This is a genomic window from Hahella sp. CR1, assembly GCF_029813005.1.
Taxonomy (GTDB): Bacteria; Pseudomonadota; Gammaproteobacteria; order Pseudomonadales; family Oleiphilaceae; genus Hahella.
The window spans coordinates 154,473-176,187 of sequence record NZ_JAPELK010000005.1 but is presented as its reverse complement, the minus strand read 5'-3'; the positions used below and the strand labels follow the sequence as shown (position 1 = coordinate 176,187).

General features: G+C 52.5%; 25 protein-coding genes. 5 read left to right on the top strand and 20 right to left on the bottom strand.

Going from position 1 to position 21,715, the window contains the following annotated elements:
* The first annotated feature begins 236 nt into the window (after positions 1 to 236).
* On the top strand, positions 237 to 746 hold the full coding sequence (locus ONV78_RS13990) for a hypothetical protein (RefSeq protein WP_216738802.1): 510 nt from the start codon (positions 237 to 239) through the stop codon (positions 744 to 746).
* Between the two features lie 8 nt (positions 747 to 754).
* Positions 755 to 1,231 carry an MgtC/SapB family protein gene (locus ONV78_RS13985; RefSeq protein WP_216738803.1) on the top strand — a complete coding sequence of 159 codons (477 nt, stop codon included), beginning with the start codon at positions 755 to 757 and terminating at the stop codon, positions 1,229 to 1,231.
* A gap of 122 nt (positions 1,232 to 1,353) precedes the next feature.
* Here ONV78_RS13985 and ONV78_RS13980 read toward each other — a convergent pair whose 3' ends face one another.
* From ONV78_RS13980 to ONV78_RS13970, 3 genes are all read right to left on the bottom strand, one after another.
* A complete protein-coding gene (locus tag ONV78_RS13980) occupies positions 1,354 to 2,385 on the bottom strand; it encodes a phosphoribosyltransferase family protein (protein WP_279503910.1) in 1,032 nt (343 codons plus the stop codon).
* 108 nt (positions 2,386 to 2,493) lie between these two features.
* Positions 2,494 to 2,907, bottom strand: coding sequence for a hypothetical protein (locus tag ONV78_RS13975; RefSeq protein WP_279503908.1), 414 nt, complete (start codon positions 2,905 to 2,907; stop codon positions 2,494 to 2,496).
* Between the two features lie 85 nt (positions 2,908 to 2,992).
* Positions 2,993 to 3,286 carry a hypothetical protein gene (locus ONV78_RS13970; protein WP_279503907.1) on the bottom strand — a complete coding sequence of 98 codons (294 nt, stop codon included), beginning with the start codon at positions 3,284 to 3,286 and terminating at the stop codon, positions 2,993 to 2,995.
* Between the two features lie 372 nt (positions 3,287 to 3,658).
* On the opposite strand from ONV78_RS13970, the gene ONV78_RS13965 reads away from it, so the two are divergent.
* Positions 3,659 to 4,492: a peptidoglycan-binding protein gene (locus tag ONV78_RS13965; protein WP_279503905.1), complete on the top strand. Its 834-nt coding sequence runs from the start codon at positions 3,659 to 3,661 to the stop codon at positions 4,490 to 4,492.
* A 15-nt stretch (positions 4,493 to 4,507) separates the two neighbouring features.
* On the opposite strand, the gene ONV78_RS13960 is transcribed toward ONV78_RS13965, so the two are convergent.
* The 16 genes from ONV78_RS13960 to ONV78_RS13885 form a co-directional block, all read right to left on the bottom strand.
* Positions 4,508 to 5,527, bottom strand: coding sequence for a hypothetical protein (locus ONV78_RS13960; protein WP_279503903.1), 1,020 nt, complete (start codon positions 5,525 to 5,527; stop codon positions 4,508 to 4,510).
* On the bottom strand, positions 5,494 to 6,429 hold the full coding sequence (locus ONV78_RS13955; RefSeq protein WP_279503902.1) for a CDC27 family protein: 936 nt from the start codon (positions 6,427 to 6,429) through the stop codon (positions 5,494 to 5,496). Before ONV78_RS13955 ends, ONV78_RS13960 begins: the two co-directional genes overlap by 34 nt.
* Positions 6,426 to 6,905: a hypothetical protein gene (locus ONV78_RS13950; RefSeq protein WP_279503900.1), complete on the bottom strand. Its 480-nt coding sequence runs from the start codon at positions 6,903 to 6,905 to the stop codon at positions 6,426 to 6,428. The genes ONV78_RS13955 and ONV78_RS13950 overlap by 4 nt, the downstream gene beginning before the upstream one ends.
* Positions 6,892 to 7,785, bottom strand: coding sequence for a hypothetical protein (locus ONV78_RS13945; protein ID WP_279503898.1), 894 nt, complete (start codon positions 7,783 to 7,785; stop codon positions 6,892 to 6,894). The genes ONV78_RS13950 and ONV78_RS13945 overlap by 14 nt, the downstream gene beginning before the upstream one ends.
* Complete coding sequence (locus ONV78_RS13940; RefSeq protein ID WP_279503896.1) at positions 7,772 to 8,626, bottom strand: hypothetical protein; 855 nt, start codon at positions 8,624 to 8,626, stop codon at positions 7,772 to 7,774. Before ONV78_RS13940 ends, ONV78_RS13945 begins: the two co-directional genes overlap by 14 nt.
* Positions 8,627 to 8,634: 8 nt before the next feature.
* Entirely contained in the window at positions 8,635 to 9,543 is a 909-nt protein-coding gene (locus tag ONV78_RS13935; protein ID WP_279503895.1) for a hypothetical protein, read from the bottom strand.
* Positions 9,544 to 9,617: 74 nt separating this feature from the next.
* Positions 9,618 to 10,550, bottom strand: coding sequence for a tetratricopeptide repeat protein (locus tag ONV78_RS13930; RefSeq protein ID WP_279503893.1), 933 nt, complete (start codon positions 10,548 to 10,550; stop codon positions 9,618 to 9,620).
* Positions 10,547 to 11,041 carry a hypothetical protein gene (locus tag ONV78_RS13925; RefSeq protein WP_279503891.1) on the bottom strand — a complete coding sequence of 165 codons (495 nt, stop codon included), beginning with the start codon at positions 11,039 to 11,041 and terminating at the stop codon, positions 10,547 to 10,549. The genes ONV78_RS13930 and ONV78_RS13925 overlap by 4 nt, the downstream gene beginning before the upstream one ends.
* Positions 11,041 to 11,385 carry a hypothetical protein gene (locus ONV78_RS13920; RefSeq protein WP_279503890.1) on the bottom strand — a complete coding sequence of 115 codons (345 nt, stop codon included), beginning with the start codon at positions 11,383 to 11,385 and terminating at the stop codon, positions 11,041 to 11,043. The genes ONV78_RS13925 and ONV78_RS13920 overlap by 1 nt, the downstream gene beginning before the upstream one ends.
* A gap of 25 nt (positions 11,386 to 11,410) precedes the next feature.
* Positions 11,411 to 11,935, bottom strand: coding sequence for a hypothetical protein (locus ONV78_RS13915; protein ID WP_279503888.1), 525 nt, complete (start codon positions 11,933 to 11,935; stop codon positions 11,411 to 11,413).
* A 529-nt stretch (positions 11,936 to 12,464) separates the two neighbouring features.
* On the bottom strand, positions 12,465 to 13,163 hold the full coding sequence (locus ONV78_RS13910; protein ID WP_279503887.1) for a zinc metallopeptidase: 699 nt from the start codon (positions 13,161 to 13,163) through the stop codon (positions 12,465 to 12,467).
* A gap of 357 nt (positions 13,164 to 13,520) precedes the next feature.
* Complete coding sequence (locus ONV78_RS13905; RefSeq protein ID WP_279503885.1) at positions 13,521 to 14,816, bottom strand: ATP-binding protein; 1,296 nt, start codon at positions 14,814 to 14,816, stop codon at positions 13,521 to 13,523.
* Between the two features lie 61 nt (positions 14,817 to 14,877).
* Complete coding sequence (locus ONV78_RS13900) at positions 14,878 to 15,483, bottom strand: chemotaxis protein CheC (protein ID WP_127968255.1); 606 nt, start codon at positions 15,481 to 15,483, stop codon at positions 14,878 to 14,880.
* A 2-nt stretch (positions 15,484 to 15,485) separates the two neighbouring features.
* Complete coding sequence (locus tag ONV78_RS13895) at positions 15,486 to 15,854, bottom strand: response regulator (RefSeq protein WP_127968254.1); 369 nt, start codon at positions 15,852 to 15,854, stop codon at positions 15,486 to 15,488.
* Between the two features lie 98 nt (positions 15,855 to 15,952).
* On the bottom strand, positions 15,953 to 16,540 hold the full coding sequence (locus ONV78_RS13890) for an ACP phosphodiesterase (protein ID WP_279503881.1): 588 nt from the start codon (positions 16,538 to 16,540) through the stop codon (positions 15,953 to 15,955).
* Between the two features lie 59 nt (positions 16,541 to 16,599).
* Complete coding sequence (locus tag ONV78_RS13885; protein ID WP_253938553.1) at positions 16,600 to 17,352, bottom strand: ABC transporter substrate-binding protein; 753 nt, start codon at positions 17,350 to 17,352, stop codon at positions 16,600 to 16,602.
* Positions 17,353 to 17,690: 338 nt separating this feature from the next.
* Here ONV78_RS13885 and ONV78_RS13880 point away from each other — a divergent pair, with 338 nt between their 5' ends.
* Complete coding sequence (locus tag ONV78_RS13880) at positions 17,691 to 18,380, top strand: hypothetical protein (protein ID WP_127968251.1); 690 nt, start codon at positions 17,691 to 17,693, stop codon at positions 18,378 to 18,380.
* A gap of 29 nt (positions 18,381 to 18,409) precedes the next feature.
* On the opposite strand, the gene ONV78_RS13875 is transcribed toward ONV78_RS13880, so the two are convergent.
* A complete protein-coding gene (locus ONV78_RS13875) occupies positions 18,410 to 19,681 on the bottom strand; it encodes an esterase-like activity of phytase family protein (RefSeq protein ID WP_279503879.1) in 1,272 nt (423 codons plus the stop codon).
* A 263-nt stretch (positions 19,682 to 19,944) separates the two neighbouring features.
* On the opposite strand from ONV78_RS13875, the gene ONV78_RS13870 reads away from it, so the two are divergent.
* Entirely contained in the window at positions 19,945 to 21,708 is a 1,764-nt protein-coding gene (locus ONV78_RS13870; protein WP_279503875.1) for a di-heme-cytochrome C peroxidase, read from the top strand.
* Positions 21,709 to 21,715: the final 7 nt, after the last annotated feature.

Here is a 21,715-nt window from a genome sequence, read left to right as displayed (position 1 = left end):
CCTTAAGCCCGCTCTATCTCCATGTAATCCTTACAAATCCTTGGAATTATTACCCCAATTCCCCCTCATCACACACGCCTCGCGAAACGTTTAATTCTCTCTAATCCAACGCGTCCCAAGGGCTTCAGCAAATCGGCACAGTTTCTGCGTTTTAGGATCAGGCAGCCGCGCAAAATTGTTAGCGCGGCGATGAACATCATTCATTGAGTCACTAAAAACGAAAAGGAAAAGTAGCCATGAAACACTTAATTACCGCCATCAGCCTGATCGCCATCCCCGTCGCCGCTTACTCCGCCCCGGATGTGGGAACACAGGAATTTTCGATTTCCGGCTCGGGCTCCAGCGATAAAGACTTTGATAGCAACATCTTCTCCATGGACGGCGCTTACGGGCAATATCTTTCTCCAGACGCAGAAATAGGGGTGCGCCAATCGGTCAGCGTCTCTGATAACGAAGGAGAAGAGAGCGTATGGAACGGCTCCACCCGTGTCTTTTACGATTACCATCTGGGCCGCGATAATCTGAGACCTTACCTGGGCGCCAACCTCGGCTACATTTACGGCGAGTCCGTGGATGAGAGCTTCATCGCCGCCCCCGAAGCCGGCCTGAAATATTATGTGGCGGACAACACCTTTGTGGTCGGTCAGGTGGAATACCAGTTCTTGTTTGAAGATGCGGACGAGGCGGATAACCGCTTCAGCGACGGCGTATTCGTCTATAGTGTCGGTATGGGCTACAACTTCTAATTCCAGATATGGAAAGCTTTATTACCGAATATCAAGGGCAGTTGTGGGTGCTGATGCATGTCTGCATCGCCCTTGTCCTGGGTGGAGCCATCGGCTTTGAGCGGGAAATGAAAAAGCGTCCCGCCGGGTTTCGCACCCACATGCTGGTGGCCGCCACCGCAGCGCTGTTTACGGATTTGGCGACCCTGTTGACGTCGTCTATCGACGCCAACCTCACTTCCACCATCAATGCCGATCCGACCCGGGTGATCGTCGCCATCGCCACGGGCATCAGTTTTCTCGGCGCCGGCACCATCTTCCGTAGCGAAGACGGCGTCACCGGACTCACTACCGCAGCGACATTGCTGATGGCCAGCGCGCTGGGCGTCGCAGCCGCACTGGAGCAGTATGTGCTGGCGGTCGGACTCACCATTATCGTATTGATTGTCTTGAGAACCCTGGGATGTATCAGCAACCGCTGGACGGATAACGGCGACAAACGCTGACGCCCGTACTGGATGTTCCCCTGAGCACGGTGACGTTAACGGAAGATCTGGGCATAGCGGCGATGGCGCTGATGCTCATCCTGATGCGCAGCGGCGTCATATAAAGCCGCCGCGCCAGGGCGCTACGCCCGCGCTTTGGCGATCGCGTAGGTTTCGCTGAAGCCCAGCAGGATACTGCCGCCTTCGTCGGTATCAATCTGCAGCGATGCGCTACTGGCGCCATGAGGCGATTCAGCCAGACGCTTGGGACAAAAAATGGAGATTTCATGAGGTTTGCCGGTGTCGAGCACGCTGAGCTGAAACACATCGTCTCGCGCGTCATAATCCAGGCTCTCCAAAGGCAGGTTCTGAAACTTCATTTCTTCGTGACGCCGCGCCTCCACAGGCGCAGGCGTTTCTTCTCGAAAAGAGACTAACCAGCCATGATGCTCATGACTGAATTGCCGACAGTATTCAGACCAGTCTGTTTTCTCCAGAGTATGAGGCTCCTCGTCTGAGCTTTTCGACTCTTGCGCCCAGGCCGCCTTTAAAATTTCAATAACCTCGTTATCTGAGGTCTGGCCAAAGTCCGTGTAACAACCGCCAATGGCGTAAAAGGGCTCCGGCGTCGCCAGACACACCACCTCATCAACCATCCCCTGTAACTCCGTTACCGTTTCACTGGGCGCGACAGGGATAGCCGCCACAATCGCCTCCGGCTGCATTTGTCGTAACGCAGCGACGCCGGCTTTCATCGTGGCGCCAGTAGCCATTCCGTCATCCACCACAATCACACAGCAGCCTCGAATCTCTGGCGCAGGCTTATCGCCGCGATAAGTCTGTTCTCGTCGGCGCAGCTCCTTCTCTTCTCTCTTCCTGACGCTGGCGATTTCCTCTTCACTGATTTGATGAACGTTAACAACATCTTCATTCATAACAATCGCGCCGCCGCTGGCGATTGCCCCCATAGCCAGTTCTGGATATCGGGGCGCGCCGAGTTTGCGCACCAATAGCAGATCCAGCGGAGCCGAGAACGCCACAGCGATTTCATTGGCGACCGGAACGCCGCCTCTGGGTAAAGCCAAAATAAGAAGATTGTTGCGGGAACGGTAGGCATCAAGCGCTTGCGCCAGCATCCGGCCGGCGGAGACGCGGTTTTTGATCGGGAGGTCCATGTTTATCCCCCTGCAAGACGATGAATTGAGAAAGTAAATATCGGGAGCGACCATACCGCTCCTGATAATAACTGTAACGCGCTCAACCCAGGTCTGCACAAGGAAACATCAAATTTCCTCAGCATTCTTGGCGACGGTCGCCAACAGGCTCTGCAACTGCTCCCGATCATTGGCGGAGAAACCGGCGGCAAAGGCGATCGCCACCGATTCCAGTGGGTATTTTTTGACTAAAACAGCGGCGCCGGCATAAGGGTCATGGGTTTCCACGCTTGCCGCAGGGGCTGGCCGTCGCGCTTTTCTGCGCAAGCCAATCCACATCAACAGGCATGGCGTCGCCAGTAAAAGAAAGCAGGCCAGCCCCGTCAGGGAGTAGGCCGCCGCCGCGCCCAGCATGGGCTGCAGCACCATGACCAACGCCTTAAACTGTAGAGCCAGGCCGCCAAGAATCAACGCCAGCGCCAACAACCATATTCCCATTGCCGTCAGCACATAGAACAATAGCCATCGCACTGCTTCTTTCATGGTCATTTCCTCCGGGCCGGAAAAAACAAGGCCGCCACAGCGGCCTCTTTACGCCCATTAAACGTGAGCGGGACGCTTTGGCGCATCAGGAGTGCTTTCTTGAATCCAGCACCTTCGCCATCACCAATCCCAAGACAAAACTCATCAGCAGACTCAGAAACGGACGTTCGCCGATCTTTTCTTCCGCCGCGTGCACCGCTTTGTTGGACTTTTCACTGACCGCGTCAATGGCTTCTCCTGCGCGAGATTTGGTGTCGTTGTAGACGCCGGCGGACAGCTTGGCGATATCTTTACGCAGAGCGTCCAGATCTCTTTTCAGGTTGGTGTAATCTGGGTTTTCAGTTCTATCGCGAACAAATGCTTCTTCTCTGACACTCATTTTCGGTCTCCTTGTTGATTAGCAGGCGTCGCCTTACGCTCGCCTGTCTGCAACAGGGAAACGGCAATAATCATGCCGCCATGTCGAGACCACGGTAATCGCGCCGAAGGACTGGAGATTCATGAATATCATATGGGGGACACGAAAAATCACAGGTTTCTCTCAACGTAATTTTTGCAACGCTTTTGCGCAAAATTGCATATTTTGCAAAACCGGTAGCGTGTAACGTTCTATTACAGCGAAAGAGAATTGCCTCTGCGTCAAACTTGGACCAAGCTTAAATCTATCCCGAGTCTTTTCCGGACCAGTCCAGGGAGGCGCGGTGGAAACTTCCGGTTGCTCTTAAAACGCATCTATATCGGGGGTGGGATTATGGTCGACACCTTACAGGACACACGCAACATTCCTTCCGTCGTTCGCGAGGCGCCCGCCGCCGAACGATCTTCCAGATTCCAGGAACTGACAGAAATCGCCTTTGCAAGGCCATTGGAAACCCTTAGTGCGGAGCAACTGCGCGAATTGCAGATCGCGCTGCATCGCCTGGGTTATCCGGTGGGCGACATTGACGGCCTGTACGGACCGAAAACCCGCAGCGCCTGGGCCGAATTCAAAATTGACGTATTTCCAGGCAATCCAACGCTGGTGGGCCCCCAATCTCTGGCGGAATTGATCCGACGCGCCACGCAGTGTTACGAGTCCGCGCACTATGACCTCTCCAGCATGGCTCAGGTCAAGCAGGCCATCTGCGACGAATGTCAAAAGCAAGGCATAGGACTGCCGCAACAAATCGCCTACGTGCTGGCGACCGTGCAATGGGAAACGGCTCAAACCTTCGAACCGGTCAAGGAAGCTTTCTGGTTAAGCGAGGAATGGCGCAAACACAACCTGCGCTATTACCCCTATTACGGCCGCGGCTATGTGCAACTCACCTGGGAGAATAATTACCGCAAATATCAGCAGCTCCTGGGCGCGCCACTGGTGCAGGAACCCGACCTCGCCATGCAGCCGGAAATCGCCCTGTTTGTGCTAACTCACGGCTTCATGACCGGCGCCTTCACCGGTCACAAAATCTCGGACTACATCAACGAGAACAAGAAAGACTTCCTCAACGCCCGCCGCTGCATCAACGGACGCGACCGCGCCCATGAAATAGCGGAAATAGCGCGGGAGTATCTGGCTAGTGGAGAGGTGAACGGCCGCGGATGACGGGTGGAAATCGCCTCAAGCCGCCGCGCGTATTTGCTTTTTCAGCGCGGCGCGAGCGCGAAAGATAGTACGCCACTCTTTAAAAGGGCCGCTGATATCGTCAGAGCAACGAATGCTAAAGTACTCACTCAGGGAAAAGTGAGGGTTAAGGCTCGGGTTCGGGATAGGTCTTGCGAGAATGGCTTTCACCAGAGTATTAATTTCGGACAAGATCAATAAACAATGAAAGGCCATAAACATACCGATACCCACGATTATCCAACTGCTGAGGTCTCCGGAATACCGTGTATACCCAACGAAAAAAAGCAAGGCGACTACAAGGAAAGTCAACAGGTTCACGACCATCTTCCGCTCATGCACGGCTTTAAGTCCCAAACAAAAAGCCGCCCCTTCGTATTCCGCACCAAAAGCCGCGATCTCCCTTAAAATCCTTCTCCGATGGAACAGGCGATTGCCAACAGAGAAAAAGTCATATTTGTGATAACTGAGCACTTCTCCAAACAGCTTCAATCCCAGACCGCGCATCAGTGGAAGCAGTGTCCTCAGATCCTGGGTCGGCGCGACAAACCGCACATACTGTTTATCCAACACAATTCCGTCAATCCGTTGTAGCGCTTCAAAAAACAGCCGGGAGCCATCGCCATGCAGGGTCCATTCAATCTCCTGACCTTTTTCTTGCGCTGCAATAATTGCATCGGCAAGCAGTGCTGACGCCTTTTCAATAAAGGCTTCCCGAGATGTTTTAAGCTTTCCTTCCGACTTCGCATACAAAAAAGGCGGCAGGTAATACAACTCATAGTCAGGGCCTATGACGTCCTCGCCTTTGGCTCTCCAATTAAAAGGGGCGCCGATCCATGGCAGCTGTTGGCTGATAACCATGTCCATACCCAGGTTCATGCCATTGATTACAACAGAAGAGCAGCGCACTCGCTCCGCCGGCTCACCTGCAGTACGGGCCTCTTTCGTCTGATGGATGAGATAAAAGCCCGGTGTAGCGTTTATTAAATCAAAGGAGTCAGCTTCTCTATCCAACATCTTTCTTTCCACTTACAGAAATGACCCATAGCGCCGTAAAATACGAGCGGCGCCACCAAACCTCCAACCGCAATGACAAAAGGAAGTTTATCAGTAGATTGACTCTCACTTACGCCAGAGAACTCAGGGAAAGTTAGCCCAAAGGCGACCCCGAAAAAAATCAGAACGCTATACGCCAGCACCAGCGCGTCGAAACCATGGTATTGCAGTTTCTTGTAAAACATCCTGAAACCTCGCCAGACCGGCTTATCTCTGGTCTCAATCCGGCTTAGCAGTTCTATAGCCTCGGCATTACCTTTATTCGCTCCAAGAATCCAGAATATATGGCCTCGCGCTTCGTCATACTTATTCAACTGAATGCAAACTCGCGCCATCAACATCAACGCCCGCTGATTAGTCGCCTCCAGACGTAAAGCGCGCTCGGCATAGAGATACGCTTGCTCCCATTCTGAGCTGTCGCAATAACACTCCGCCAGGGCGTAAATAACAGCAAAATCATTTGGGTGCTCAGATAAAAGCAACTTCAACGGCGCTAAGATATCTAATCCCTGCTGCAGTCGATCCAACCGAAGTGAAGCGATTTGATAGGCGGTAGTTTGAGGCTCTAATTCCAGAGCCAACTCAATATGCCTGCGAGCCGCGTCATAGCGTTTGTTCGCTTCAGAAACGACCGCCGCGGCGTATTGGCAGAATGCGCTACGACGATCTTCCGCCACGCCATACTGGGCTTCCACTCGCGCAGCCAACATACGGTTTTGCGGAATAAGACATAACGCCAAAAGTGCATGCCCTTCAGCCGATGGAGTCGAATCCAGTATATCTTTCAGCTGCCACGTAGCTTTTTCATAATCTAGATGGTTATAGCTGCGCCATGCTTCACTTAGGCTTTTATCGAGCTTCATATTATCCCCACGAGCACAAGACGACCTATCTCTGTGAAGTGATCAGACACGTCCAAATTCACCGCCAACATAGTGAAACCAAAGATTAACGCCGGCTCATATTCTTCGCTCTTATCCCTGTATTTCGTTCTATCACGTCCTTGATTTTGCGATATAAAAACATAAACAGTGGCGCTCAATTTCCATGCGAACAACACCAGCAAACAACCCTCATACCCTGGGCCGTCGACTGTAAACCAAGGCAGCAGAAACCCAGCTAGCAAATAGGCGCCAATAAGCCCCACAACCATAACGACAAATTCTCTGGCGTAGTTTGGGTTTCCTACAATCCACCCTCCCAGAATAAACAAGGGCCAGCTGAGCCAGACACCCTGCATTAAAAATGCAATCAAGGGTATCAGCGGATTAGAGAGAAAAGACGCAAAGTAGTACCTGTGGGACCAGCGATCTTCATCCGCAAGTTTATAGTCGCTCATTGCCGCCCCCTGCCTTTGTTCCGGTCATTGTCGCCGGCCAATCAGTCTTTCGCAGAAGCGGAAATCTTCCCGACTCTGTTTCACTGGGTTTGTAACAAACGCTGTCGAGAAACTCCGCCATATTTTGTTTGACCCGTTCCATAAAGTTGGTGTCTTTGGTGTCGCTGGGACCTTTTTGCGAGGAAAGCTCCACGGAAACCTGAAGCAGATGCTCGCTTGTCAGCGGAAGCAGGTAGAAAAGTCGCCGATAGGCGCCTGGAATACGCACCTCATAGTGAAACCACGTCAGCCCGTTAGCCTCTTTCTCCATCAGATCGTCCATGGTTATGGGGTACTGGAGCTGCTGTCCTGAATACACCTTGCCCGCTTCAAAGCGTATTACCTTATGCATAGATTTTTTCGGTAAATAGACAGTCGCATACAGCTCCCACCAGTCGTCCTCACACGCTTTTAATAGCCACCGCTTCAGCGACTCAGCGCGACGAAAGTCAGTATCGCTATTCCGGTATGGCAACCGACATAGTTTCATCTCCAGCAGAGCCTCTCCCAGCACGCCCTCATGATCGCAATAGCCCCACCCGGCATAAACAATGGACAGCCTTCTGACCGGAACGTCGTCCAGCCTCGTCAGTAAAGTATCTTTATAAAGATCCGCTTGCTTGGAGATAAAGTATGATTTTCGCTGCTCGCCCCACGGAGTCGTCCGAGAGGCCGAGCTTACTGGCAGCGAAAAGCTCAGTGTGCTCCGAGACAGCAGGATTTCATGCACTGGCGCAGACTTGAAATCCGGCCCCGAGAGACTGGATCTGGACCCTAAACGCAGAACTGATTCGCCTTGCTGGGGTGGGCCTTTTCGCCGTGCGCGGTTAAACCACTTCATCCGCCCTCCTGTCCGCAATATGGGCGTCCGTTCTGGCGTAAGGAGAGTAAATGACCCGAATTTCGCGCATCAGATTTCGAATATCGAGAGGAATGACATCGTCAACGTTCAGGTTGGGACTGAAATAGTCAGGTGTTTTGTCGTCGAGATCAAAAGTAAGGGTGACAACATGGCTGGGAGTCACCGCGGCGTGGGCGACCACATGACCATGATCATGAGGTCTAAAGGCTTCATATATCAGCCAGGGAACGCCATTGATCAAACAAGTAAACAGTTCCTCCGGTTGCCGAGGACGTCGCCAAAGTCGCAAGTCTTCGACAATATTTTTTCCTTCCAACTCCTTCCCGTAAACAGCCTTGATCAATTTACCAAAGGCTTTTGCTGAATCTTTATGGCTATCCCGCGCGCCCAGCCCTAATTCTTCGAGGCGTTCGGCAACGATCTGTTTATCTTTCTCTCTAAACGACTTCTGTACAGAGGTTAACACCCACTCCGCCAACTGCTCGATGTCGCGTAAATCCAAACCATCACTGTCTTGCGCCCACACCAGCTTGGCGAGCACACGCAATTCCGCCACAGCATTCGCTTTCTTTAATGCCCCGGATAAATGATAGGCAAGGTCGAACTTCAGGAGATCGATATACGGGAGCCTGCCCCACATCTCGTAACTCCACTCCTGATAAATGTCATAGACGCCACATAGATCCAAAGAACCGTCACGAGCTTTGCTGGCCGGATAAGGAACGCTAAGAACGATGCCGGAAAGATTGACCAGATAGCGAGGCATCGCGGCGAAGTCGTAGCGGACAACGGCGTTCTGAGCTGGCTGTAATGTGGACATGAAATACCTTAATGACGCCGTGTTCTCAGTTTGGCGTATTCGCGACGAATGCCGCGCCAATTGCCAAAAAAGCCTCTGAAGTCATCCGTGTAGGGAAAACGAAAATCATCCTTCCAACAAAAATGGGGATTCATCTCGTATTGGGGAAGCTTTCTTGCGTAGAACGCCTTAAGGACGTTATTCATATTGGCAAGGCTTAACACCCCCATGAAAAAAATCACGATGCCAAAAACAGCCATCATCCCCCAGTTTATTGTCTCGTCGCCGAATCTTGTCGCATAGAGCAAAAGTCCCAGACAGACCAGCATAATCACTGTATCCAAGCGCCATTTGCGCTCTTTTCTCATTCGTTCCTTCAGGTTATATGCAGCGCCTTCATACTCGGGACCATAATCTCTTACTTTCTTAACAATCCGCCCGTGCTTAAAGACGCGATTGGTCAGGCTCTGATAATCCAAAGGGTTATACCAAAACACATCGCCAAATAAGTTTATGTCGTGCTTGCGCATTTTCGGCAACAGCTTTGTCAAATCATAAGTTGGCCCGATGAATGTCATGTAGTGTTTATCCAAACGCTTATCTTCGATTTTACTCAGCGCCTCGTATATCAACCTGGAGCCCTCGCCATGAACGGTCCACTCCACCTCAACATCTCTACCCTGGGCCTCCTCCAACGCCGCCGCCAGCATCTTAGGGGCCGGATCTGCCGACAGAGCCGCTACGACGCTGTTGCGTCCCTTCCTTGCCTGTGTCCACGCCTCAGCGGGAAAGTAAAAAAAATCAAAGCCGACGACGGCTAAATCCGCGTCTTCTGGATCACACTGCAACGTCTTCCGCACCAATTCCGGCAAAATGGACTCCGCCTCCATCTCCCTGCTTACCTGGAACCCAATAACAGCAACATTCTTCTTGATCACGAATGGTTTAGGACCCGTAGCGACCCACTTCCCATCCTTCCAATTCGCTGTGTAAAAACCTGCCTCAGTGATACTCATTGTCTTAGTTTTAAATGTTTAAGTAAGGTTGCTTTATCGCTGATTTGTGCGCCTCTGAGCACCCCGTAGGCTGCAGCAAATATTGAAAATACTCCAATGAACACGGGGAATACCGAATTCTGAGGATCTTCTTCAAAGATCTCCGGCCATCCTTGATTGACTAACATAACCACCCAGAAGCTGAAAGGAACCAAAAGCGCCGCGGTCATATACACGGCATCCAGACCTAACCCCTTCACCTTTTCGTAGATGCGCCATTTCAGCTTCGATTTCAACGAGTTCCTAGATGCCAGCGCTGCTAAAAGGGCTATTGCTTCACGATTTTTTTGGTTCGAGCTTAACGCCCAGAGTAAATGCGTTTCCGCTTCCGCATACTCTTCTCGTTGGATGCAAATTCTCGCCATAGCTAGCAGCGCATTGACGTTGACGGGCTCCAATCTCATGGCCATGGACAGGTATTGATTGGCCAGCCCCCAATCTTCCCTTTGCTCGTATAAACGTCCCATTTCCATAAAAATGGGAAAAGGGTCTGTCACAGTCCTTGCCAACTGAGACAGTTGCGTCAAGCACTCCTCCTCACCCTGCGTCGTCAAACGCATCATGGCGACATGATATTCCGCGTTATTCGGCGCCAACTTCAGCGCCGTCTGCAAATGCTTTTTCGCAGTCTCAAATCGACCCTCTTCCGCGGCGATCTCCGCCATTACGTAGTGGCAGTATGGGTTGTTTCTATTACCCGCAATCCCTTTTTGAGCCTCAATTTTACCAGCGACCTTTCTTCCTTCCCGCCACAGTATGAGCCCCAAAAAAGCGTTCGCTTCTGGAAACGCCCCACGACTCAAATACTTTTTGAGTTCTTCAATCGCAATTGCTATGTCGCCAGAGCGGTAATAGCACTGCACGTCCCATAGTTTTTCCTTGCTGTTCATATCAATACCCCCGCCAGCGCATAACGCCAGAAGTCATTCAGGTAGGCGTCTACCTGTATTTGCTTGATAAAGATGAGTGCAATTGAAAAGAAGATAAGAGGAAAATGTCTCCTCTTCTGTCGATCACAGGAGGCTTGTCGCCAACAGCTTTGCCAATGATAAACGCCCACCGTTATCAGCGTTTTCCAAGCCAACAGCGCCAGCAACCATCCATTATCGACATACCCCGCGCCGCTGCCCTGAATAGCGACAAAGTTATACTCAACAAACAGGTATACCCCAAGAAAGCCAGTGAGAATTAATAAGGCTTCCCGTTTCAGAGTAGGACTTCCGGCCGCGATGCCACTGAGAAGAAATAGCGGCCAGCTTATCCACAAGCCCAGCACGACAAAGGCAATCAGAGGGACAAGAGGATTGGCGATGGACTCTATATAGTAAGGATGCACCAGGTTTTCATGTTCGTTCTCATCCGTTAAAAAATAACGAGACATTATTCTCTCCTGCTTCTTACGCCAGTCATTGCCGTTGGCCACTGACTGACGTAAAACATCTTGATGTCGCTTTTTTCCTGAGCGAAAAGATTCGTATCCCTGGCGTCGCCAGGCGCTGCTTGCAGGTCACAAAACCCAAGTGCGTCGCGCATATCCAAACGCCCTTTTATGCCAAACTGGATTTCAGGGGCGCACCAAAGAGAGAGTACGACTGCGCTGGGCTCCGGCAGAGGGAAGGTCAGGCTGCTTCTATCTAATATCAGTTTGTGGCTCAGCTCAGAGGCTATATCTGGCCCCAGCAAGTTAGAGCGTCCAGCCTGCTCAATTCTTTGTTTGAACGCCATCTGCTCCTGATGAAGGCGCCTCTTTTCACCCCATCCCATCAGTCTCTCCCATTTTCGGGCGCTCAGACAGCTTGGCGTAGCTTGAATAGGTCACAAACACATTGCTCATGTAAGTGCGAATATCGGTCTGCACAATTTCATCCATACCCAGTGAATGATCGAAGAGGCTTTCTTTGGCCTCATTCACACTAAACTCAATGCTTAATATGTGCTCTGGAGTAATCGCCGCACACGCAGTTACTTCAACGTCTCCATCAACTTGAAAACACTCAAATACCAACCATGGAACATCGTTGATAAGGCAGGCGGTAAAGTCAGATTTGGTAGAAGGAAAGCGCCACAGTCTTGGGTCTTTTAGTGGATCTCCCTTACGGGGTCCAGGTGGATGGACCTCATAAAGAAGCCAATCATCAACAACTTCGTCATAATAAACGACTTCTTCATGTGAAGACGGCGCTTGGTATTCCAACAAAACGCTCTGGTTGGATGTCTCATACCTTGCACAGATATTGTCCAGCACCCACTCCGACAGCAATTCGATATCTCTCAAATCAGCGCCTTCCCCCCTGCAAACACTACGGTAGACGCCAAGTCTTACGTCTAGTTTTCCCAGACAAGTCTCATTATCCGTGGAATCTTTCCAGTTATAGGGCCAAACGCTTCCACCCAATCCAATACACCTCAACTCACCCCATTCCGAATAAGCCTGGGGCTGATATAGATCATGGGTGCTGCATAAATCTACAACATTGCAGTTTTTGCTATAGTTCGTAGGAGCGCTCAGATAGATGCCGGACAAGTTAAGCAGAAGCCGAGAGGTTTCCGCGAGATCGCGTCTGACAATGGCGTTTTGAGGTGACTGCGGTGCAGGTGATGTGGACATGTACTCCCTTAACTTCGCTTTGTCATCCAGAGGATGGGATGCAGTCCGCTTCAAGCGGGCAGGAAAATTCGGGAGAAAAGTTTAAAGAATCGGGCAGTGAGATAAATAATCCATTCAGACTATTCGCCCGATCCCTTTGCCTTTGCCTTTGCCTTTGCCTTTGCCTTTGCCTTTGAAGAAGCCAGCTCCAAGGCGCCTAACGCGTCGCCCCACGCAATATGGAGATCCAGCGCCATAGGCGGAACATGTCCGCCAGGGTGTTGGCGACGTAGGTGAAAGATTCCGCTCTAAGTATGCGACGCACGGCGTGTTCCTGTCGGGGAGTGATGTATTCTCCGTCCACCAGGATCGGAAGCGCTTTGTTAAAGCTGGCGTCCCATTCCAGCGGCAATACGACCATCTGCGCCGCCACGGAAGCCAGCAAGGCGATCAGGCCAGTGGCGATGGTCAGCAACACCAGTTGCGGCACGTGCAGCACCGCAAGAATGACAGGGGAAAACATGAAGATAGTGAGAGCCAGTTTTTCCGCGGACTGAGCCGCCGGGGAGTATTTCGCGCGCAGTTTGGTGATGTTCTCGCCGCGAGCGTATTGGATTGCATGCCCGACTTCATGGGCGGCGACAGCGACGGCGGTCAGGGATTTGCCGCGGAATGTCTCAGGGCTCAAACGAATGGTTTTTTCTTCCGTCGAATAGTGGTCGCCGCCGGATTGCGCCATAACCACTCTGACACCATCCAGTCCGAAGCGTTGAACCAGATGGGAAGCCAACTCGCCGCCGGTGCCTGGCATATCGGCGATGTCAGCAGAATACTTTTTCTTTACATGGCGGACCCACAGGTGCGGACCAGCAATGACGACGACTAATACAGATGCGATTATTATTATCAGGTGCATACTATTACGCTCTCACAAAAACCAAGCCTACATTCACTACATCCGCACCGGTTATCCGATGCATTTCGTGCAGCAGTTTCTGCTTCGCCTGGGAGCCCTCCGAGCCAGACGAGTTTCGGGCTGTCTTCGCCAAGCCGGCTTCCTGCCGCCTTCTTAGTAAGGAGTTCAGCGTAGGCGCGCTGCGCCGTCGCAAAAGAAAGTTATTTCAACCCACTTTTTTATTCCTTAGACAGGGATAGAGTGTAGCGTCAATATTCAGCTTAGGCAAAAAAGACTACTTGATGAGAATTATGGGCTAATCCCCTCTTATTTACCCATAGCGTCATCTTGCCGCCAGAGGCCTCAATGAATGTTTCTTCATTCTTCTCCCACCTCTTCTTCAGGCTGGGTGACGGGAAGCCAGATCGTGAATGTCGTCCCTTCTCCCGGCTTGCTGGTCACCTCCATACGCCCGTGATGTTTCTGCACAATACTGTAGGACACGGACAGTCCTAATCCGGTTCCCTTACCCACGGGTTTGGTCGTGAAGAACGGTTCGAAGATGCGGTTTAGATTCTCTGTCGAGATGCCGGAGCCGGAGTCAGAGACTCGGATGAACACCATGTCGCCCTGCTGACCGGTGGAGATTTTGATGACGCCCTGTTTTTCAATCGCATGCGCCGCATTGACGATCAGGTTCATGAATACCTGATTGATCTGCGATGCGATGCATTGCACCCGGGGAATATCGCCATAGTCTTTTTGAACTTCGGCTTTGTATTTCACCTCGTTCCAAACCACATTGAGCGTGCTGTCCATACCATTGTGCAGATCCGCCAACTGCCAGTCGGATTCGCCGACGTGCGAAAAGCCCTTCAGATCCTGCACGATGCGTTTGACTCGCTCGATGCCATCCTTGGATTCATTGACCAGCGTCACCAGATCCTCTTTCAGATAATCAAAGTCATACTCTTCTTTCGCCTTGTTGACGGCGTCCCGAACCGCTGCGTCGCCAACCTTCTCAAACTGTTGTTCATAAACCTCAATGACCGCCAGCAGGTCATTCACCATATGTCCCAGAGACCCCATGTTGGAGTACACGTAACCGGTAGGATTGTTGATCTCATGGGCCACGCCCGCCGCCAACTGGCCGATGGCCGCCATCTTCTCTGACTGCAGCAGTTGATTCTGCGCCTCTTCCAGCTTGACGATGAGTTTCTTCTGTTCTTGCTTTTCGTGCTCCAGACGGGCGGTCAGTTGCTCCAGTTGCAGGGTTTGCTCCGCCACCTCAGTGACATCTGTGATCATGATCAAAACGCCGGTAACCTCGCCTTTTTCATCTGTCAGCGGAGAGAAAGTGGCGTTCTGATACATTACATCAAGCCCTCCGGTCATCGGACGGCTGGTGGGGAAACGAAAGACGTAGGGGCGTTTTTTCCAGTCGGTGAACGCCATGTTCTGAATGGTGTACACCGTGTCGATTTTTTTCTTGAACCAGCTATGCGGCAGGTCGGGAAATACGTCAAAGATGCTTTTGTCGATCGCGCTCGCTTCGCCGCTGTTGATCTGCATGAACTCGTTCCAAAAGCAGATCCGGCAATCCTGATCCAGAATGACGATCCCCATGCTGATTTGCTGCAGCACATTCTCCAACAGCTTTTGTTCGAACGACATCCCCACTCCTTCCCGCAAGTCCTTTACTTACGCGCGCCTTTCGCCAAACGCGCGCCATGGGTCAAACGCCTTTGAGCAACTTATCCACTGCGGTGACGACAGTGGCGATGGATTCATTCGCAATACAGATCAGCAATTCACAGAAAAAGGCGTGCGCTTCGATTTTGAACTGAATTTCCACCAGCAGCGCTTCTGAATCCTGAGGCAGGCGCTGGTTTTCGAGAGCTTCCGCCACGGTTTTTCCCTCCACCAACAGCCCAGGGGTGGAGAATGACGATTTAGTGAAATTCAGCTGCTGGCTCAAGCCGGTAATACAGGCGCCCACCAGAATATTGGTAACGTCGAGAATCAGCTCTTCCTTGATCCGTTGAGGGTCGCTTCCCTGTGAGTATCCCATCAACTCGGCCAGCTCATTGGCGCCGTTCATGCCGAAAAATATCACTACTTCGCCTCGCAAAGGCCCCACAAACGACTGCCGGGTGGCGATGATGGGCGTATCGCCGAGTCGCTTGATCAGTTCCGGATCGGCCTGAGACTTGAGGGAGTAGAGCTTCGGCGCGGACAGGACAACAAAGGTTTCAATCAGGCGAGCAAGCCTGTTAGCGCCCTGCCCCATGGCGATATTGAATATTTCCTGCAGCGCGTCTAACTGGTCTCGAGTAAACATCTTTAAAGTAAACCGATATCGTGAATACGCTTTCTCAACAATTCCGTGGTGACGGGTTTACCGATAAAGCAGGCCGCCCCCAACGCCAGCACTCTCTGCTGCGCCTCGGGCTGAATATCGGCGCTGATGACGCAGACAATTGTGTTCGCTTCCGCTTCCTTCAGCTTTTTTAGCACGGTGTAGCCGTCCATTTCCGGCATGGTTAAATCCAGAAACATAACATCAGCCTTACCGGCGTAATAGGCGTCCATCGCTTCTTTACCATTACGGGCGAACGTGATTTCCACATCGCTAAGCTGCGGAGGCAGAGCGTTCATCACCATTCTCCGTGACAGTGACGAGTCGTCTGCAATAACAATATTCATTGTCATAGGCATTCTCCATTGCGGGCCGTACCGTTTAAGTATAGACAATGAAAAACAGCTGGTGCGGAATCGCCTCCAGCTGAGGGAAATAAGCGTTTGGGAAGCTACAGAGAATGGGTGTCGATGCTTTCGACGTAGGTCAGTAACTGAGGGTAAAAGCCCATAAAGCAGACTTCCAGCGCCTGATAGTGCAGTTCCACTTCCTCGCCTGCGCCATACATCGTGGTGCGCCGGCTCAGTCTGGCGGCGATGTTGTCCAGCGATCGGTAGATATTCGGCAGGCGCGCATAGCCGTTCAGCCAGTCATGTTCGCTCATATGGCTCACAGTGCGTTGCGCCCTTGGCGGCATCAGCTCATATTCTTCCAGAAGTGACGCATAGACGCCGCCAGCGAACGCTTCCAGTGAATCGGCATGCCAGTCTCGCCAGCTCCGAGCCAGGTAATGATCAAACGCCACATCCACAATAATTCCAGCGAAACGGCGGCGGGCGGGAGAAATCAACGCCATGGCCTCTTTGACCAAAGCATGATTATCCGTATACAGGTCGATAGCCCGGTGCAGACGTATTCCTGTGGCTACCGACGCCGGCAAATAATGCAGCTCCGCGCCCTTTACGAAATCGCCAAGTAAATTACCGGTGAATGATGTCGCGGAAACATCCGCCAAATGGAAGTGCGCCAGGAAGTTCATAAGAAGCTAAGTAGAAAGGAACAACGGTATACGGGAGGCCCTCCCTGGCCTCCATTCGGTTAGCGATAGCGGGCGATAATTTCGTCGATTTTACCTTCGCTGCGCATCTTCGCCAGCGTTTCATTGAGCAGGTCGACGTACTGTTGCGGCGTATCCACATTCAACGCCAGATACATCTCTGCCTGATTGAAAACATAGGCCGGCTGCGGAGAGGGATATCCCGCCTGTTTCGCATAATACGGGCCGGAATAAGGGCCGGAGATCCACAAGTCGATGTACTTGCCATAAAGACGCTTTAGGTTCAGCGTATCATCATCGATCAGGCTGACGTTCACGCCTTTCTCAATCAGATACTCGCTGGCAATATCGCCTTTGTATCCGCCCACCCGGTACTTCTTCAGATCCTCAATGCTGGTGATGCTCATGGACTCATTGGGGCGACTGAACGCCACCCAGGAATCCTCCACCAGGGGCCCCACCCATTTGAACATGCTCTCGCGCTCTTCTGTACGAGTGGTGGAGAATACGCCGCGATAGGCCTTGCGTTGTGCGTGTTCAAAGGCGTAATGCCAGGCGCGCAGCTTCATGTTGTAAGGCAGTTTGGTGCGTTCGAACAACATTTTCACAATATCCGCCGAAACGCCGTATATCTGGTCGCCGGAGTGTTCGTACTCACTATTGTTCATGCTCATGTTGTACGGCGGGTAGTTTTCCGTAACTAGAAGAAATGTCTCCACTTTTTCCGCTGCAGACGCGGCGCCCGCGCACAGAGTCAGCGCCAGCAGTAGAGATTGAAAAGAATGTGCGATCAAAAATTTAAAGACCCGCATTTCGAACAGATGCTCCCCTTTTGGAAATAGTTTTGCTCAAACTAGTTTGGTTCTTGTTTGGAAGATTCGCCAGTATATCAGCTAATTAGCATAGGAATGCGGAAATAGCGCTGACGCGCCGCAATTTCAGCGTTATGATGATCACCTGAAGAGACCGGAAACACCCGAATCCCCCTGACATGCAAAGACAGGGCGAAAATGAATTTAATCGTGTAAAATTAATTGGCCCAAAGTTGATAAGTACAGCCACATGGGCTATTTACGATAAAGGGAAAGCAGAGCAAACTACTCGGAAATAAAATGGATTTAAGGTGATGGACATGCCGACTCTGGTGCAAGCAATATTCGGAAGGGGACAAGCCAAACTCAAACGGCTGCTGAAGGACTACCCGCCCTATCAGGCCCCGCATTCACAGGAACCGTTTTCCTTAACGATTGAGCAAGCCTACGCCAATCTCAACTACCTGATCGCAGAAAAAGCCAACCGTCTGGTTATTTACGGCGAACTGCTACGCAAGTTCGGTCTGGACCTGGACGAAGGGCTGCACAACGCTTCGCCAGAAGCCTTCTTGCGCGATCTTCACGCCTGGGCCTATAAACACTGGCCGGAAGTCTACGAACCGCATCTGGCGCGAAAAGACATATGGTTGAATTCCAAACGGGACGGCGATCATATTGTTTTCTCCATGTTGATGGACACCGCTATCGCCCTGGGTGAAATCGTGGTGAAGCATCGCCCGCGCACTTATTGGGGCCTGGATCTAAGCAACAGCAGCTGGCGCCTGCGTTACGTCAGCTATCAGCGGCCAGTATTGCTGGGCGTTCCCGACCCATACCAGAATAATGCGTTCATGGCGTTGGACTTCGAGAACACCGCCTTCTTCCATTATTCCAATATTCTGGCAACGCCCCAGCCGGCGCAGCCATTGGGCGTCAAAGTCCTGTACGCCCTGCGCGAAGAAGAAACCCTGACCCAGGACCCCGCCGGCTTGTTCGGCAGACGGGCGTAGCCTGCGCCGTACGCCCGTAGCGTTGTGAGTTAGTCGCTGCTCAGGGGGTTCTCCAGGTCAATGACATACAGGGTGTTGGCGTCTACGCGCCCTGTAGCTGGTATTATTTTTTGCGCTACATTCCCATTCTGCTCAGCCACCGCGAAATCATCGTCATTGATCACCGCCACTTTGTTAGCGCCCATAATCCACAACCCTTCCAGCTTATCGTGCGGATAATTCATCTGCGCCAGCAAGTCGACCACCAGGGTCTTGCGCACGGGTTGCACGCCCGCCGCCGCAAGCTCGTCCCAGCTTAGCTCCTCCAACGCCTTACCATTGATTTGCATGCCGGTCTGCGAATCAAAGTCTCCGCTGACGTCCGTCGCCCCACGCAGATCAATTTTATATAAACGCTTATATTTGGCTTTTTCACCGGCGAACCCGCCGTCCCTTTCCACCATCAGAAACTCATCTTTGGAAATGGCGGCGATTTCTGAGTTGGACAGGTTGTCCGCTTCCTGACGATACAAATACTGATGGGTTTCGCCTGTCGCAATATCCAGCGTCAGAATGCGCGTCAGGGCTTTATTCTTCACCGCTTTTTTAGAGGGATTGAACAGCGTGGATTGCATGACGCCCACCAGACGTTGCTCATCCGGCGTAATCGCCAGTCCTTCCATGCCGCGATTAGGTCTTCGATTGGCGAACACTTTCGGCAGTTTACGACCGCCCGCCCCTGTTCCAAACGGATTAAGGCGCTCCAGCTCATAGCCTGCGGAAGAGTAATGCACGATATGGGGGCCATATTCATCGCTCACCCAAAAGCCCCCATCCTTGAGCGCTGCGATACCCTCAGGATCAAGTCCGTAGGGATCGAAACGCAGTACGCGACCAGCGTAATCATAAGGCGTTTCCCCCGTCGCCCCCATGCCTTCCGGGTTAGGCAGCCCCGTAATAGGCTCACCGCCGGGCGCATGCAGGGTCAGCGTGCGCACAATTCGCAGCTCGCCATTGCCGAGTCGCTCCACTTCAGCGATACGTGGCGAGTAACCTGGCACAGGGAACTTCTTACCTTTCCCCTCTGGCCCATCAAAGTCCACATTGGGACCACGATCCGTCAAGACATAGAAATGGTTGGGTTTAAGGGGGTGTCCCGTCATGGCGGAGCCAAAGCCGCCATTGCGCACTTCCACGCCGTTATCCAGTTTCTTTATTACCGAATAGGCGAGCGCGCCGACCAGTTCTTCCTGCGCTGACGCGGTGGCGACAATAGCGCTCAAACAGAACGCAAATGCGCCCTTACTGAGAAATGTTCGCATAGTGATTCCTTAAAGAAGACGTTAAGCCCTCTTCTGATATCAACCTTGCATGACAAATTCATGAAAATTTATCATTTTTTGAACAACTCTCTGAAAAATAAGCAATAAACTCTCACGGTTTCACAGAAACATGAACTATAGTTAATGCGTGCGCGAAGGACATTCATTTTGCGTACGGCCGATCAGTACCTCGTTAGTTAACTGGCGGCGATAACAACTAAAGATACCAATCCGCTTTTCAGGGACATCCAGGACTGTACACAATGCTTTGCTGTTCATTCGGCCGCGGCTTACTACGCGCCTCGCCCAGACATTCCTTATTATCCGGCGACGCCAAATCGCCACTCTCCAGTTCTCCCACGCTGCGTGCGCGGCGCTTGGTTCTGGCGGTATGCGCGCCGGCGTTGCTACTCAGCATCGCCGCCTGCCGGCAGACTGAGGAGGCCACGGACTCAACGCCTGATGCGCCTAATACAGGGCCGGGAACTACGCCAGAGGTAATTCATTTGCAACAAGGCTGGTCCAGCGCCACCCGGGACCAGGCTCAGTTCGCCTCTTTCGGTTCGCGCATTGTTCCCTATGACTGGCTTCTACATCTGGAACAGGCGGATAACGCAGCGCCGTTCCTGGCCGCTGCGCATATGGATGAACTGGGATTCCTGAGCGCGCCGGCGTCCGAACACAACCCTGACGCACTGCCTGTAGGTTTCGCCAAAGATGTGGACGACAATGGAGTCGCCTGGGCGGGATTGGGATGCGCCGCCTGCCATACGGCGGAAGTGCGTTATCAGGGAAAAAGCATCCGTATTGACGGCGGCTCAGCGCTGATCAACTACAGCGGCCTGGAATTCGCTATTCGCGACAGCATACAAGCGACGCTGGCGCAACCCGAGAAATTATCCCGCTTCGCAAAAGCGTTATCAGCCGAATCAGAAGCACAACTGAAAGCAGCCCTACAGCAGCGCCTGGACTATTTCTCAGAGCGTTTCGCCATGAACAGCACCGAGGTCCCCTACGGTCGCGGAAGGCTGGATGCATTCGGGCAGATCTTTAACGTGGTCACCTCTGAAATCACTCATCAACCGGAAAACCGCCGCTCGCCCGATGCGCCCGTCAGCTTTCCCGTACTCTGGGGCACTCCGCGCATGGATCTGGTGCAGTGGAACGGCTCCGCCAGCAACGCCGCACCAGGACCATTGGCGCAAAACGTGACTACCGCGTTAGCGGTATATGGCGCAGCAACTGTAGATGGCCACAGCGAGTTGCCCGGTTATCCCAGCAGCGTCAATTTCGGCAATCTGGGCGATATTCAAAAGCGCAATGAAGCCCTGCTGGCGCCGAAGTGGCCGGAATCGATTCTTGGCAAGTTGGATACGCAACGAGTAGAGCAAGGGCGCAGTCTATACGCGGAACGCTGTCTCTCCTGCCATACGCTGACGGACCACAACGCGCCTGACGCGAAGATCAATGTCGCTCTGACGCCGCTTGATGAAGTTGGCACCGACCCGAAAATGGCCATGAATTTCCTGCTCGCCAGCGCACAAAGCGGACCTTATCAGGGACGTAAGCTGATGGTATTCGGCGGCGCGGTGCTCGGAGCGACGGAGCCCAGCATCAAGCTGGTCATTCACGCCGCCATCGGGGCCATCGTGCGTCACCCCATCGCCGCCACGCTGGATGTCGCGGAAGCCTCACATCCCAGCGGCAAACCCAGCGCGACGGCGATCCCACGCTATTACAAAGGACGCCCGCTGGATGGCGTCTGGTCGTCCGCACCCTATCTGCACAACGGCTCCGTTCCCAACCTGCAATCACTGTTGTTGTCGCCGGAACAACGCCCGCAAACATTCTATGTCGGCGATCGTGAGTTCGATCCCGTTAAGGTCGGCGTCAGCACAGAGCAGAGTCCCGGCGCGACGCTGTTCGACACGCGCCAGCCCGGAAACAGCAATGCAGGGCACGTGTTTGGCGTGGATCTGAGCGCTGACGACAAGCAAGCGCTGCTCGAATATCTGAAATCTCTATAACAACGCA

What these genes read in the sequence shown, in the direction of transcription:
- ONV78_RS13880 (WP_127968251.1), top strand. Translation starts at nt 17,691, where the DNA reads ATGCCGACTCTGGTGCAAGCAATATTCGGAAGGGGACAAGCCAAACTC.
- ONV78_RS13875 (WP_279503879.1), bottom strand. Translation starts at nt 19,681, where the DNA reads ATGCGAACATTTCTCAGTAAGGGCGCATTTGCGTTCTGTTTGAGCGCT.
- ONV78_RS13985 (WP_216738803.1), top strand. Translation starts at nt 755, where the DNA reads ATGGAAAGCTTTATTACCGAATATCAAGGGCAGTTGTGGGTGCTGATG.
- ONV78_RS13960 (WP_279503903.1), bottom strand. Translation starts at nt 5,527, where the DNA reads ATGTTGGATAGAGAAGCTGACTCCTTTGATTTAATAAACGCTACACCG.
- ONV78_RS13920 (WP_279503890.1), bottom strand. Translation starts at nt 11,385, where the DNA reads ATGGCGTTCAAACAAAGAATTGAGCAGGCTGGACGCTCTAACTTGCTG.
- ONV78_RS13870 (WP_279503875.1), top strand. Translation starts at nt 19,945, where the DNA reads ATGCTTTGCTGTTCATTCGGCCGCGGCTTACTACGCGCCTCGCCCAGA.
- ONV78_RS13955 (WP_279503902.1), bottom strand. Translation starts at nt 6,429, where the DNA reads ATGAAGCTCGATAAAAGCCTAAGTGAAGCATGGCGCAGCTATAACCAT.
- ONV78_RS13965 (WP_279503905.1), top strand. Translation starts at nt 3,659, where the DNA reads ATGGTCGACACCTTACAGGACACACGCAACATTCCTTCCGTCGTTCGC.
- ONV78_RS13970 (WP_279503907.1), bottom strand. Translation starts at nt 3,286, where the DNA reads ATGAGTGTCAGAGAAGAAGCATTTGTTCGCGATAGAACTGAAAACCCA.
- ONV78_RS13930 (WP_279503893.1), bottom strand. Translation starts at nt 10,550, where the DNA reads ATGAACAGCAAGGAAAAACTATGGGACGTGCAGTGCTATTACCGCTCT.
- ONV78_RS13925 (WP_279503891.1), bottom strand. Translation starts at nt 11,041, where the DNA reads ATGTCTCGTTATTTTTTAACGGATGAGAACGAACATGAAAACCTGGTG.
- ONV78_RS13950 (WP_279503900.1), bottom strand. Translation starts at nt 6,905, where the DNA reads ATGAGCGACTATAAACTTGCGGATGAAGATCGCTGGTCCCACAGGTAC.
- ONV78_RS13910 (WP_279503887.1), bottom strand. Translation starts at nt 13,163, where the DNA reads ATGCACCTGATAATAATAATCGCATCTGTATTAGTCGTCGTCATTGCT.
- ONV78_RS13975 (WP_279503908.1), bottom strand. Translation starts at nt 2,907, where the DNA reads ATGAAAGAAGCAGTGCGATGGCTATTGTTCTATGTGCTGACGGCAATG.
- ONV78_RS13905 (WP_279503885.1), bottom strand. Translation starts at nt 14,816, where the DNA reads ATGTCGTTCGAACAAAAGCTGTTGGAGAATGTGCTGCAGCAAATCAGC.
- ONV78_RS13895 (WP_127968254.1), bottom strand. Translation starts at nt 15,854, where the DNA reads ATGACAATGAATATTGTTATTGCAGACGACTCGTCACTGTCACGGAGA.
- ONV78_RS13990 (WP_216738802.1), top strand. Translation starts at nt 237, where the DNA reads ATGAAACACTTAATTACCGCCATCAGCCTGATCGCCATCCCCGTCGCC.
- ONV78_RS13890 (WP_279503881.1), bottom strand. Translation starts at nt 16,540, where the DNA reads ATGAACTTCCTGGCGCACTTCCATTTGGCGGATGTTTCCGCGACATCA.
- ONV78_RS13980 (WP_279503910.1), bottom strand. Translation starts at nt 2,385, where the DNA reads ATGGACCTCCCGATCAAAAACCGCGTCTCCGCCGGCCGGATGCTGGCG.
- ONV78_RS13940 (WP_279503896.1), bottom strand. Translation starts at nt 8,626, where the DNA reads ATGTCCACATTACAGCCAGCTCAGAACGCCGTTGTCCGCTACGACTTC.
- ONV78_RS13900 (WP_127968255.1), bottom strand. Translation starts at nt 15,483, where the DNA reads ATGTTTACTCGAGACCAGTTAGACGCGCTGCAGGAAATATTCAATATC.
- ONV78_RS13945 (WP_279503898.1), bottom strand. Translation starts at nt 7,785, where the DNA reads ATGAAGTGGTTTAACCGCGCACGGCGAAAAGGCCCACCCCAGCAAGGC.